The 12,850-nt window shown below is 65.1% G+C and carries 13 protein-coding genes; 4 read left to right on the top strand and 9 right to left on the bottom strand.

The window, feature by feature from the left end; all coding sequences use genetic code 11:
* Positions 1–446: 446 nt before the first annotated feature.
* A complete protein-coding gene (locus APT63_04825) occupies positions 447–1,229 on the bottom strand; it encodes an SAM-dependent methyltransferase (GenBank protein AMA45000.1) in 783 nt (260 codons plus the stop codon).
* A 93-nt stretch (positions 1,230–1,322) separates the two neighbouring features.
* Between APT63_04825 and APT63_04820 the strand changes: the two genes are divergently transcribed.
* Positions 1,323–1,943: an energy transducer TonB gene (locus APT63_04820; GenBank protein ID AMA44999.1), complete on the top strand. Its 621-nt coding sequence runs from the start codon at positions 1,323–1,325 to the stop codon at positions 1,941–1,943.
* A gap of 2 nt (positions 1,944–1,945) precedes the next feature.
* On the opposite strand, the gene APT63_04815 is transcribed toward APT63_04820, so the two are convergent.
* The 6 genes from APT63_04815 to APT63_04790 form a co-directional block, all read right to left on the bottom strand.
* Positions 1,946–2,635 carry an extensin gene (locus tag APT63_04815; GenBank protein ID AMA44998.1) on the bottom strand — a complete coding sequence of 230 codons (690 nt, stop codon included), beginning with the start codon at positions 2,633–2,635 and terminating at the stop codon, positions 1,946–1,948.
* Position 2,636: 1 nt separating this feature from the next.
* Positions 2,637–3,503, bottom strand: coding sequence for a hypothetical protein (locus APT63_04810; GenBank protein AMA44997.1), 867 nt, complete (start codon positions 3,501–3,503; stop codon positions 2,637–2,639).
* Positions 3,504–3,506: 3 nt separating this feature from the next.
* The gene (locus tag APT63_04805; protein ID AMA44996.1) at positions 3,507–3,791 is read right to left on the bottom strand and encodes a hypothetical protein; all 285 of its coding nucleotides are present in this window, start codon (positions 3,789–3,791) and stop codon (positions 3,507–3,509) included.
* A gap of 111 nt (positions 3,792–3,902) precedes the next feature.
* A complete protein-coding gene (locus APT63_04800; protein AMA44995.1) occupies positions 3,903–4,577 on the bottom strand; it encodes a tRNA threonylcarbamoyladenosine biosynthesis protein TsaB in 675 nt (224 codons plus the stop codon).
* An 87-nt stretch (positions 4,578–4,664) separates the two neighbouring features.
* On the bottom strand, positions 4,665–5,312 hold the full coding sequence (locus tag APT63_04795; GenBank protein ID AMA44994.1) for an adenylate kinase: 648 nt from the start codon (positions 5,310–5,312) through the stop codon (positions 4,665–4,667).
* Between the two features lie 255 nt (positions 5,313–5,567).
* Complete coding sequence (locus tag APT63_04790; protein ID AMA44993.1) at positions 5,568–8,195, bottom strand: phosphoenolpyruvate carboxylase; 2,628 nt, start codon at positions 8,193–8,195, stop codon at positions 5,568–5,570.
* A gap of 142 nt (positions 8,196–8,337) precedes the next feature.
* Between APT63_04790 and APT63_04785 the strand changes: the two genes are divergently transcribed.
* The 3 genes from APT63_04785 to APT63_04775 all read left to right on the top strand — a co-directional run bounded on the left by APT63_04785 (position 8,338) and on the right by APT63_04775 (position 10,196).
* The gene (locus tag APT63_04785) at positions 8,338–8,706 is read left to right on the top strand and encodes a pilin assembly protein (GenBank protein AMA44992.1); all 369 of its coding nucleotides are present in this window, start codon (positions 8,338–8,340) and stop codon (positions 8,704–8,706) included.
* A 251-nt stretch (positions 8,707–8,957) separates the two neighbouring features.
* On the top strand, positions 8,958–9,371 hold the full coding sequence (locus APT63_04780) for a chromosome partitioning protein ParA (protein AMA44991.1): 414 nt from the start codon (positions 8,958–8,960) through the stop codon (positions 9,369–9,371).
* 48 nt (positions 9,372–9,419) lie between these two features.
* Positions 9,420–10,196 carry a hypothetical protein gene (locus tag APT63_04775; protein AMA44990.1) on the top strand — a complete coding sequence of 259 codons (777 nt, stop codon included), beginning with the start codon at positions 9,420–9,422 and terminating at the stop codon, positions 10,194–10,196.
* A gap of 454 nt (positions 10,197–10,650) precedes the next feature.
* Here the strand turns inward: APT63_04775 and APT63_04770 are convergent, their stop codons facing one another.
* Positions 10,651–11,589 carry an alpha/beta hydrolase gene (locus APT63_04770; protein ID AMA44989.1) on the bottom strand — a complete coding sequence of 313 codons (939 nt, stop codon included), beginning with the start codon at positions 11,587–11,589 and terminating at the stop codon, positions 10,651–10,653.
* Positions 11,561–12,838 (bottom strand): hypothetical protein, encoded by a 1,278-nt coding sequence (locus tag APT63_04765; GenBank protein AMA44988.1) that lies wholly within the window; start codon positions 12,836–12,838, stop codon positions 11,561–11,563. Before APT63_04765 ends, APT63_04770 begins: the two co-directional genes overlap by 29 nt.
* Positions 12,839–12,850: the final 12 nt, after the last annotated feature.

Here is a 12,850-nt window from a genome sequence, read left to right as displayed (position 1 = left end):
CCTCGCCTTACGCAACGTGAATATAGAATAGCAGAAAAATACATCACCGCTCAAAACACCAAGGCTGATAGGGAGCTAGGAAACTACCAAACCCATTATCAATCCAAAGGCATGGAACGCGTCAAAATAACTTCTTCTCTAGATCACAGGTTGAAGTCTCTCACACCTCACAAGCCTAAAGGCCAAAAGACAAGGTACGTTGACCCGGACAGTTTGATACCATGGGAAACGCTGGCTGAACGATTCGAAGCATTGAAGAAAGCACATGGCGCCGCCGATGAAAAAGCTCCTGACTTTTTAATTGCGCCTGCCGGCCCCTTCATGACACTTCCAAGAAGGAATGCATTTTCAAGAAACTATTTAGCCTTCACAGGCAATTATATTGACGAGGACGTCAACGCACTTCGAGCCTCTTGATGTGGCTGGTTTGCCCCTCACGTGCAGCATCAGGCCTTCAACGCCTTCTTCGGATAAATGTCATACCGGCTCGACTTGCCCTCCAGACCATGACTGGGCTTCGGCCCTTCGATGATCGGCGCCTTGCGCGGCCGCTTGACCACCACCCGGTGGGTGGCCAGCGCCAAGGCGGCCTCGAGCAAGGCGGGCGCATCCAGGTCATCGCCGACCAGAGGCCTGAATACGCGCATCTCTTTTTTCACCAGCGCGCTCTTGTCGCGGTGCGGGAACATGGGATCAAGGTAGATCACCTGTGGCGCCTCCCCTTCCCAGGTTCGCATGCGCTCGATGGCATTGCCGGTGAGCAGGCGCATGCGGACGATGATCGGCCCGACGTCTTCGTCCGCACGCGCCCTGGCCATGCCATCTTCCAACAGGGCGGCGATCAGCGGCTGCCGCTCGATCAGCGTCATCGTGCACCCCAGGCTGGCCAGCACGAAGGCATCCTTGCCCAGGCCTGCCGTGGCGTCGAGGACCGATGGACGCACGCCTTGAGCGATGCCGACGGCCTTGGCGATCATCTGCCCGTTGCCACCGCCGAACTGGCGTCGGTGCGCGGCCTGGCCGTCGACGAAGTCCACTCGCACAGGTCCCGGCGCCTGGGGCCCCAACTGCTGGATCTGCAGACCCTCGGCGCCGACCTGCACGGCGAACCCGGCAGCAGGGTCCTGCCGGGGCAGGTCGAGGCGCGCGGCCCAGGCGGCGGCCTGCGTCTCGAATGCTGTCGACAGGGCCTCGACCCTGATCCCCGTGTCGCCGTGTGAATCGCTCATCTGTGCCCGTACTCGAATGGATTAATGAAACCTCGGCCTTCGCCGATACAACAGTATCGCCCATTCTGCCAGACCACTTCACGCGCGGCTGCCATGTCCGACACTCTTGCCATTGGCCTGACCTACCTGTCGCCCGTCGACCACTACGGTCGACACAACACCCAAGCGCTCGGCGGCGTCAGTCACCTGTGGTCGGATTTCTTCGCCCGCGCGCTGAGCGAGCAGCAAGGCAGCCAGCCGCTCGACGACGTGCAGCGTCACGCCACCGTGGACCCGCGCACGGGCGAGCCGGTGGCCGGCAGCGATACCCTGGCCCTGATCAGGACGCAACGCGACTGCGAGATCGGCGACCGTGACGTGCGTCCACCCGAGCCGCTGTTCCTGCCCAAGGCCGAACTGGAAGCCGACCTGCTCGAGCCTGCCGCCGAACCCTTCAGTGCGGCCGAGCTGATCGCCCAGCAGCGTCATCTGGAGATCGAGACCCAGTGGCAACGGCCAACCGTGATGCGTCAAGGCCATCCCCTGCCCCTGCCCGGCGATGGACCCGCGCCACGCCCTCTGCACCTGCCGATCGCCGAGTTCGACTGGTCCCTGCTGGATGAAGCGCCCGTTCCCTTCGATGAGCAGACCCTCGCCGCGCAGACGACGGACCTGGCGTTCGACGCGCACTGGGCACGCCCGGTGGTGCTGAACAACGTGCGCCTGACGGCCTGAGGTCAGCGACAGACCTGCCAGCGACCCATGTCGAGGTGGAAGTGATTGCGATGCGCCGCGTTGTAATCCGGCCCCAGTACCGTGTTGAAGTGCTCGCAGGCGGCCTGGCGCACCTGCCTCAGGAACTCGGCCTCGAGCCCCGTGCCCTGCCAGTCGCGCAGCAGGGCCAGGCGTCGCCCGTCCTTGAGCCGGAAGCCGCTGATGTCCAGGGCATTGGCCGTCGCGTGCTGGCTCAATGGCGCCTGTTGTCGGTGGTAGATGTTCCGGCAGGCGAAGCTGCCCAGGTGATCGACCTGGGTCACGGGCTGGCCCAATACCCGTTGGGCGATGGGCTGCAACCCATGCACCTCGAACATCGCATAGGCCACTGCCAACGGGCAGCTGGCGAGAAAGCTGCTGCTCAGTCGGGCCTGCCCGCCTTCGATACGCCAGACGTTGCGCAAGGGGCAACGCGCACTGTCGGGGCTGTCGGCCTGAGCACGGTACCTTAGGGTCGAGGTGGCGAGCGCCTGGCGACACAGTTCAGGATCATCACGCAACCGGGCCAGTTTGTAGGAGGTGAGCAGGTTCGGCGGCTGGCGCACATCGAGCGTGGCCCAAGGGTCGAATTGCGATGGCAGTCGCCAGCCGGGTTGCCAGGTCACGGCCCCGAACGCTATCAGGACCAATGCCACCCACAGCAGCAGGCGCACGTCAGATCAGTCCCAGCTGTTCGACCTCGGGGGCACGCGGCCATTCCTCCAGCGGAGGCAGGCCAGGCAAGCGCAGGCTCAACTGCTGGTGAAAGCGCTGCGCCAATGCGGCAGCCAGGCGATTGTCGGCGGTGTGCAGGAACACATAAGGCGTGCGCCCCTCTTCGATCCAACCGGCCACCTTGTCCAGCCAGGGCAGCAGAAATACATCGTTGGTCTCCAGGTGCGGATGGCCGATGAAGCGCACCTGCGGACAGGCGGTGAACGCCGCCGGACGCGGTGGGACGCGGGGTTTCTTGGCCTGGGCATGCCGGAGGCTCGGTTCGCGGGGGTCACCGCTGAACAAGGCACGCGGGTCCAGGCAGATGCGCTCGATACCGCGGTCGTGCAACAGCCGGTTGAGCACACGCTCCTCGTCGCCGCGAGCGAAGAACGCGTCGTTGCGCACCTCCACGGCCACGTGCGCGTCGAGCCCGTCGAGAAAAGCAGCCAGTTCGCCCAGGCGCGAGGGGCCGAAGGTGGCCGGCAACTGCAGCCAGGCAGGCGATACGCGCTGGCCCAAGGGCGACAGCAACTGGAGAAAGTCCCTGGCCGCGTCGATCTGCTCGCGCAAGTCGCCCTGATGGCTGATGTCACCGGGAAACTTGGCCGTGAAGCGAAAGTGCGCGGGCATGATCTGCGCCCAGCGTGCGATGGTGGCCGCCGCCGGACGGGCATAGAACGTGGTGTTGCCTTCGACGGCATTGAACACGTGGCAGTACAGCGCCAGGAAGTCGGTGGAGCGTGCGTCGGCCGGGTACAGGTACTCGCGCCAGACCGGATCGCTCCAGGAAGGGCAACCCAGGTAGTAAGGCAGTGCCGCCGTCATGGGTCAGATGTACAGGTCGAGGCCCAGGACGTCCATGTCCCAGTCGTTCAGCGTGGCCGTGCTCAGGTAGCTGGCCAGGGCAGCGGCCGTGCGACGATCGCGGGCACGTGGGTAGATCATGTCCTGCTGGCGCGCGGGCAGCCCGGCATTGCGGCGCAGGGCACGCTGAGGCGGGACCGGCGTGTCCTCGATCAGCTCGGCGTCCTCGGCCACGTCGTCGCGCGGCGCCGGCTTTCGCGGCGCACGCTTGACCGGGTAGGACTGGGGTGAAAAACCGTCGATGCGCATGGATCATCTACTCGGGGAGCAATGAAGGCAATCCCGCAGTATCGGGTTCCCTCGCCGATGCCTGCCTATGACTAGACCACCCGGCGCGCCGAAGGTTTTATCGGGGTACGCTCAACGCGCCTTGGGTGTAGCGACATTATCACGTAAGTACACCGGTTGCGCCTGTTCGGCGACGACTGCCTCGCCCCGTGCCCAGGCGCCCGTGGCCAGGTGCAGGATATCCAGGGCGTCGGGCAGCTGGGCGGGGTCGCAGGCCGTGACCGAGGCGCTGATGCGCTCGCGCAGGCTCCAGCCGGTGCCGGCGCCGTACCACTGGCCCTGGCTGCCTGGGACCAGCACGGCACGTTCCGGGGCCAGCACCTGCTCCTGGCCGAGCAGGCGCATCTCGCCGTCCTGGGCCTGGTAGCAGCCCCAATACACTTCGTCCATGCGCGCATCGATGGCCGCCGCGACCTGCTGCACGCCATGGTGACGCAGCGCACCCTGGGCCAGGGCCGCCAGGTTGGACACCGGCAGCACGGGACGCTCGAGGGCGAAGGCCAGGCCCTGAACCACGCCGATGGCGATGCGCACGCCGGTGAAGGCGCCCGGACCACGACCGAAGGCGATCGCATCCACGGCGCTCAGCGCGACCCCAGCATCGGCCAGCAGGCGCTGGATCATGGGCAGCAGTTTCTGCGCGTGCAGGCGCGGTATCACCTCGTGATGGCCAGTCACGCGACCGTCGTGCAGCAGGGCGACGGAACAGGCTTCAGTGGCGGTATCCAGGGCCAGCAAGGTGGTCATCGAACAGGTATCCAGAGGCAGAAGACAAAGGCGGCAGTATAAACGACAACGGCCCGCAAGCGGGCCGTCGATACCAGGCAGGCGCGATCAGGAAAGCGCGGCCATGACCTTGGCGGTGATGGCCTCGACCGAACCGACACCTTCGATGTGGCTGCACTTGGGCTTGCCTTGCTGGGCCTCGAGGTTCTGGTAGAACGCCACCAGCGGCTTGGTCTGCTGGTGGTAGACGCTCAGGCGATGACGCACGGTTTCTTCGGTATCGTCCTTGCGCTGCACCAGCGGCTCGCCGGTCGCGTCGTCCAGGTCTGCGACCTTTGGCGGGTTATAGACCACATGGTAGACGCGGCCCGAGCCTTCGTGCACACGGCGACCGGCGATGCGCTGGACGATCTCTTCGTCCTCGACGGCGATCTCGACCACGGCATCCAGTTCGATACCGGCCGTCACCAGGGCTTCAGCCTGGGGAATGGTGCGCGGGAAACCGTCGAACAGGAAACCCTTGGCGCAATCGGGCTGGGCGATGCGGTCCTTGACCAGGTTGATGATCAGGTCGTCGGAGACCAGCTGGCCGGCGTCCATGATCGCCTTGGCTTCGAGGCCCAGCGGCGTGCCGGCCTTGACCGCGGCGCGCAGCATGTCGCCGGTGGAGATCTGGGGAATGCCGAATTTCTCGGTGATGAATTTTGCCTGAGTACCTTTACCGGCCCCGGGAGCTCCCAGCAGGATTACGCGCATCTTGTGCTCCTCATGTTTTTTTATGCAGATCTGTGGAGTCGGCGCTCAGGGCCAATTCCGGACAATCGGATCGTGGCCATGAATCGGCCAAAAGGCTGCTCAAGATACACAGCGCCCGGCAGGCAGACAAGCATCCCAATGTCGCAAAAGGGGACGCTCCAAGCCCCTCGGCCGCCCCGGTTGCGCAGGGTGCAACCGCCCCATGCCGGGCCTGCGCCGGAGGGTTCGCAGACCGCTCCGGCGCAGGCGCTGGCATCAGCCGGTGTTGCGCAGACCGGCCGCGATACCGGCGATGGTCACCAGCAACGCCTGTTGCAGCGGGCTGTCTGGCACGCTGTCCTGCGCACGGGCACGGGCCAGCAGTTCGGCCTGCAGGTGGTGCAAGGGGTCGAGGTAGGTATTGCGCAGGCGGATGAATTCCAGGGTCTGCGGACTGTGCGCCAGCAGCTCCGGCTGGCCGGTCAGCTGCAGCACCACCTGGCACGACTGCGACAATAGGTCGCGTAGATGCGCACCCAATTCGAGCAGCTCGGGTTGCACCAGACGTTCGTCGTAGGCCTGGGCGATGTCGGCATCGGATTTGGCCAGGACCATTTCCAGCATGTCGATGCGCGTGCGGAAGAACGGCCACTGCTCACGCATCTGCGCCAGCAATTCGCCCTGCCCGCTCGCCAGGGCGTTGCTCAACGCCGCCTCCCATCCCAGCCAGGCGGGCAGCATCAGCCGCGTCTGAGTCCAGCCGAAGATCCAGGGGATCGCCCGCAGACTCTCGATGCCCCCGGCGCGGCGCTTGGCGGGCCGGCTGCCCAGGGGCAGACGACCCAGTTCCTGCTCGGGCGTGGCCTGGCGGAAGTACTCGACGAAGTCGGGATGCTCGCGCACCACGTGCCGATAGGCCTTGACCCCGTCGCTCGCCAGTTGGTCCATCAAGGCACGCCAGTCGGCCTGGGGCGGCGGCGGTGGCAGCAGGGTTGCCTCGAGCACGGCGGCCAGATAGAGGTTGAGGTTCTGTTCGGCGATGCCGGGCAGGCCGAACTTGAAGCGAATCATCTCGCCTTGCTCGGTGGTGCGGAAGCGCCCGGCCACCGATCCCGGCGGCTGGGACAGGATGGCCGCATGCGCCGGGCCACCGCCGCGTCCGACGGTGCCGCCCCGGCCATGGAACAGCAGCAGTGCCACGTCACGTTCGCGGCAGATCTCTACTAAGGCTTCCTGGGCCCGGTACTGGGCCCAGGCCGCGGCCGTGGTGCCCGCGTCCTTGGCCGAGTCCGAATAGCCGATCATCACTTCCTGAGGGCCGGCGAGGCTTGCCCGGTAGTCCGGCAGGTCGAGCAGGCGTTGCATGACCGGGCCGGCATGGTCCAGGTCGTCGAGAGTCTCGAACAACGGCACCACCCGGATCGGCCGGGTCAGGCCGGCTTCCTTGAGCAGCAACTGCACGGCCAAGACGTCCGAGGCGGCGCCCGCCATCGAGATTACGTAGGAGCCCAGCGAGGCGGCCGGTGCCGAAGCGACTTCGCGGCAGGTCGCCAGGACCTCGGCGGTGTCGGGTTCAGGCTGGAAGCAGGACGGCAGCAAGGGACGACGGTTCTTGAGTTCCTGCTGGAGGAAGGCAACGCGCTGCTCCTCGTCCCAGGCCTGGTAGTCGCCCAGTTCCAGGTAGCGGGTGATCTCGGACAGCGCAGCGGCATGCCGGGCTGCATCCTGCCGCACGTCCAGGCGCACGAGGAACAGGCCGAAGGTGTGGGCGCGGCGCAGGCTGTCGAGCAAGGCACCGTCGGCGATCACGCCCATGCCACAGGCCTGCAGCGAGGCATGACAGGCGTGCAGGGGTGCGATCAGGTCCTGGTTGTCCACCAGCACCGCGGGATCCATCGGCTGGGGGCCCTGCAGCGAAGCATGGGCCCAGGCGCGCGTGGCCCGCAGCCGCTCGCGCAGGCGCTTGAGCACTTCGCGGTAGGGCTCGGCACTGTCGCCGGCCTGTGCCCGCAGCGCCGCATCGGCCTGCTGCATGGACAGCTCGGCCGCCAGGTGGTCCACGTCGCGCAGGAACAGGTCGGCGGCCATCCAGCGCGCCAGCAGCAGCACCTCGCGGGTGACGGCGGCAGTGACGTTGGGGTTGCCGTCGCGGTCGCCGCCCATCCAGGAAGCAAAGCGGATGGGCGCGGCGTCCAGCGGCAGGCGTTGCCCGGTGGCGTCGAACAGCGCCTGGTCGACCTGGCGCAGGTGCTCGGGAATGGCATGCCACAGGGAGTGCTCGATCACCGCAAAGCCCCACTTGGCCTCGTCTACCGGGGTCGGGCGCTCGCGACGGATCTCTTCGGTGTGCCAGGCCTCGGCAATCAGCCGGTGCAGGCGTTCGCGCACCTGCCCATGCTCGGCAGGGCTCAGGTCGCGGTGATCCTGCACGGCCAGCTGCGCCGCGATGGCGTCGTACTTCTGGATCAGGGTGCGTCGAGTCACTTCGGTCGGGTGCGCGGTCAGCACCAGTTCGATGTCCAGGCCGATCAATTGCCGCGCCAACTCGGCTGGCGCATGTCCGGCGTCGCGCAGGCGGGCCAGCAGTTCGGGCAGCACGCGCTGCTCGAAAGGCGCGGGCTGATCGGTCTCGAGACGGCGAATCGACTGGTACTGCTCGGCGATGTTGGCCAGGTTGAGGAACTGGTTGAAAGCTCGCGCCACGGGCAACAGGTCGTCTTCGGCCAAGTCGTCCAGGGTGCCGCGCAATTGCTCCTCTGCACCCCCGCGGTCGGCCTTGGCGCTGTGGCGAATGGCTTCGATCTTCTGCAGGAAGGCATCGCCATGCTGCTGGCGAATGGTCTCGCCCAGCAGCTCGCCCAACAGGTGCACATCCTCTCGCAAACGCTGATCGATATCGGTCATCGAGCCTCTCCAGTCCAGGGAAACAGCACAGCCGTCAGAGTGCCGCCTGCGCAGACGCCTTACAAGGCCCCAGGTCGTGGGCAACTAACCCGAGGTCCCACCGTCTCACACAGTGACCGACCTACATTCGCTGGAGGATGCCATGAAGATTCGTGAACTTGCCCACCATTGGGAACAGGATGCCAACGGCCAGCTCAGCCCGACCGGGCATGTGCTGCACCTGGATGTCGAAGCCGAGGCTCGCCTGGCGGCCCTCGCCGAGATGTACCCCCGGCGTACGGTCGACGCGCTGCTGGGCGAGTTGGTCGGCGCCGCTCTCGAAGAATTGGAAGCGAGCTTTCCCTACGTCAAGGGCGAGCAGGTCATTTCCACCGATGAAGAGGGTGACCCGCTGTACGAAGACGTAGGCGCCACGCCGCGTTTCCTGGCGTTGTCACGGCAGCATCTGCACCGTCTCGAAGGCACTCGGACCGACGATGCCAGCGTGGACGAAGAGACGCGAAATCGTTAGTCGCAAGGTAGGTAAAACCACGCTGAAACGTGAAAGTTCCGGGTGAAAAAAGGCTGACTGATCAGTCAGGAAAAATAATACCCGTCGCGCAAATTTCTGTGAACTATTCAAAAAACGACCCGGTCACAGCCAGTAGCCATTACGGTAAAACCCTGTAAACACGGGCGGTCCGCGGTTTTGATCCGCGCTCGTACTGTCAGGGCGTCACCGATGGACTGCTACGGACATCGTCGTTCATCAGGAGTGTTCCAATGGAGTTGACCACCATGAAGACCCGCATCGCAAAAACCCCGTCCACTCACCTGCGCGGGCTCAAGCTGGCCGCGCTGGCCCTGGGCAGCAGCCTGGTCCTGGCCGGTTGCGCTGGCAACCCGCCTACCGAGCAATATGCCGTGGCTCAATCGGCGGTCAATTCCGCTGTGAGCGCCGGGGGCACCGAATTTGCCGCTGTCGAGATGAAATCGGCGCAGGACAAGTTCAAGAAGGCGGAAATCGCCATGCACGACAAGAAATACGAAGAGGCCAAGCGCCTGGCCGAGCAGGCTGAGTGGGACGCCCGTGTCGCCGAGCGCAAGGCGCAGGCTGCCAAGGCCCAGAAAGCCGTCCAGGATGCTCGTCAGGGCGTAGAGGAACTGCGTGAGGAAGGTATGCGCAGCGCTAAATAAGCCTGTCGCCGACCCATGCACTCGTTATCGATCAAAGGATGAACCATTATGCGTAAACATGTCATGATCCCCGCCCTGCTGGCCCTGAGCGTCGGTCTGGCTGCCTGCTCCCACCAGCCCAACCCTAACCTGGAAGCGGCGCGCAGCAACTTCTCGACGCTGCAGAGCGATCCGCAGGCCAGCAAGATCGCTGCCCTGGAAACCAAGGATGCGCAGGACTGGCTGAACAAGGCCGACAAGGCCTACCTCGACCGTGACGACGACAAGAAAGTCGATCAGCTGGCCTACCTGGCCAACCAGCGCGTCGAAGTCGCCAAGGAAACCATCGCCCTGCGCACTGCCGAAGGCAACCTGAAGAACGCCGCTGCCCAGCGCGCCCAGGCTCGCCTGGATGCCCGCGACGCCGAGATCAAGAAGCTGCAGGACAGCCTGAACGCCAAGCAGACCGACCGTGGCACCCTGGTGACCTTCGGTGACGTGCTGTTCGACTTCAACAAGGCCGAGCTCAAGAGCACCGCCTTCCCGAACATCACCAAGCTGGCTCAGTTCCTTCAGGAAAACCCAGAGCGCAAGGTGATCGTGGAAGGCTACACCGACAGCGTCGGCTCGGCTTCGTACAACCAGAGCCTGTCCGAGCGTCGTGCTGGCAGCGTGCGCATGGCCCTGGTCCGCGCCGGTGTCGATCCAGCGCGCATCGTGTCGCAGGGTTATGGCAAGGAATACCCGGTTGCCGACAATTCCAGCAACTCGGGCCGTGCCCAGAACCGTCGCGTGGAAGTGACCATTTCCAACGACAACCAGCCTGTCGCGCCGCGCACTCACTGAGCGACCGTGCTCGACCGGTAGCCTGAGCGGTTGGCGTCTCGGCGCCAGGCTCAGGCACCAGGCAGGCTTCATCGCCGGCCAGCCGACTTTCATTTCCGTCGTGATAGCGAGTGGATATGAGAGCTGACTGGTCGGCGATGTGCGTTTGGGCGCACTGATAGGTTCTATGGTGTCTTCCAGTGTGGGCCGCTTTGCGGCCCAATCGCGGCACTGGGGCCGCTCCCACAGGTGACCGCGACAGCCTGCAACCCCGCGGTGGGGCTACAGGTGTAGGAGCGGCCCCCGTGCCGCGATTGAGCCCGCAGGGCTCATGAAATCCGCCGAAGTGGTCATGCATGGATCAGGACTGGAAAAGCCATGTGCGCTTGCAGACTCCCCCTGCAGAACCTCGTTGTCTGTAAGGTTGCTGCCCACGATCAGCCTTCCCCCGCCCAACGCTCGACGTTCTCATGAGTCAATCCCCCGCCCCTTTCGCCCCCTGCGGCTTTTCAGGGTAGTTCGGCACCTCGCCCAACCGACGCAGTCCATCGAACCGTTTCGGATCATCGAGAAACCGCAGCATCACCTCCCGCCAGGTCGGATCGGCGAACGTCTGCACGTGAGGTCCCCGGGTCAGTTGGAAGACGCGCGGCGGCGGGGCTTGCTTGTACAGCGACAATCCGTTGTCCAACGGCACCAGGGTATCGTCGAGACTGTGGAAGAACAGCTTGGGTGGCCCTTGCAGACGCCCCATGGAGCGGATCGGGCTATCGCCGTCGGGCACCGCCCAGGACAGCGGCACCTGCAGCGGCCAGGTCAGCCAGGACGTGCTCAACGCATACTGCCCCACCTGCCGGTAGCTGGCCGGCACGCTGTCGAACACCAGGGCGGTGAAGCGTCCGGCCTGCTCGGGGTGTGCGGCCAGGTAATGGATCGCCAGCGCCCCACCCAGGCTCTGGCCCAGCAATACCAGCGGTTTGCCTTTCACCTCCGGCGCCTGCCCCAGCCAGTCCATGGCCGCCTGCAGGTCCTGGTACACCTCGGGCAAGCGTGGCGTGCCCTGGGACAGGCCATACCCCCGGTAGTCGATCATCAACACCTGGTAGCCCTGCTCGGGCAGCCAATAACTCCCTCCCAGGTGCCAGGCCATGTTGCCGCCGTTGCCATGCAAGTGCAGCACCGTCCCCTTGACCGGTACACCGGGCTTGGCCGGCAGCCACCAGCCGTGCAGGCGTGTGCCATCCTCGGCCGTCAAGGTCAGCTCGCGAAACGCCAGTTTCGCGTAGGCGGGGGTGAACGGTTGACCGGGCTCGGGATAGAACAGCAGGCTGCTGCATCCGCCGAGGCCCACCAGCGTCAGCCCCAGCAGCCAATGGCGGGCGCGCCTAGAGAATGTTCGAGTAGTCGGCTTCAATGCGGTCGAGGCTCAGGTGGTTGAGGAAGTTGGAGAAGCACATCCAGGCCGACAGCGCGTTCAGGTCACGGAACTGCTCCGGCAGGTAGCGCGGCGGCTCCACCAGGCCCTCGTCGACCAGCTGGCGCAAGGTGCGCATGTCTTCCAGGGTAGTCTTGCCACAGAACAGCAAGGGGATCTGCTCCAGCTTGCCCTTGCGCACGGCGAGCTGGATGTAGTTGTAGACCATGATGAAGCCCTTGAGGTAGGACAGGTCTTTGGTGAACGGCAAGCCATCGGGCACCGAACCCCGGAACACGCGGCTGGCATTGCCGTAGCTGTCCGCCATCTCGAAGCCCTGGTCACGGAAGAAGCCATACACCTGCATGAAGTCGGCGCCCTCCTCCACCATGTGGATGGCGCGCGTGCGGTTGGTCAGCTTGCGCAGGCGACTGGGGTAGGAGGCGAAAGCAATGACCTCCATGAGGATGGCCAGCCCTTCCTGGGTCACGGTCGACGATGGCGGCCCTTTCGACAGGAACGTGCAGATGGGCTGGTTCAGGCCATTCAAGGTGGTGCCGACGTGGACCAGGCCTTCGTGCACCTCGAGCGCGCGCACGTCGCGGGTGTTGAACATGGCGTCGGCACGCACCTTGATGTAGTCGGCGCCCGCCGCGGCGTCGGCGACGATGCCATCGGACTCGAACACACGGATGGTGCCTTCGGTCTCGCCGAACACCTTGTTCAAGCGGGTTTGCAGGATCTCCACGGCCTGGGTGGCGGTCAGGTTCTTCGGCTCGTCCTTCAGGTCACCACGGCCGTCGATGTTGTTCAGGTAGTCCGAGAGCATCAGGCCCAGGTCGGCGAGCGTCGGGTCGCCAGCGTGGAACGCATCGGAGGCAGCACCGTACAGCTCCTGGGAGATCAGCCCGAAGTCCTCGGTGCCCCGTGCCTCGAGCATGCGCACCACCATGCGGTACTCGCGACACATCCGTCGCATGATCTGCCCGACCGGGCTGAACTGGCCGAGCCGACGGGTCACGTCACGCTCGATGCTCTGGAACTCGGCCTTGACCGCGCTGGCGTCGAACGACAGCGGTCGCGACTGGTAGTACGCCTTGTCGATCGCCGGCGGTTCGCGGCCCTTGCCCTCGATGAAGCCTTGACGGATGTTCTCGTCCCATTTCACCGCATCGAGCACGCGGATCGGCGTCTGCGCGGCCACGATGCGGTCGGACAGCGCGCGTATGGTCTGTTGGTAATCGTCCACCCTGTACTCCTT

Origin of the sequence: Pseudomonas monteilii, from assembly GCA_001534745.1 — a bacterium.
GTDB classification, from domain to species: domain Bacteria; phylum Pseudomonadota; class Gammaproteobacteria; order Pseudomonadales; family Pseudomonadaceae; genus Aquipseudomonas; species Aquipseudomonas alabamensis.
Note: the sequence above shows the minus strand (reverse complement) of the source record. Positions and strands in the feature narration are given on the sequence as shown.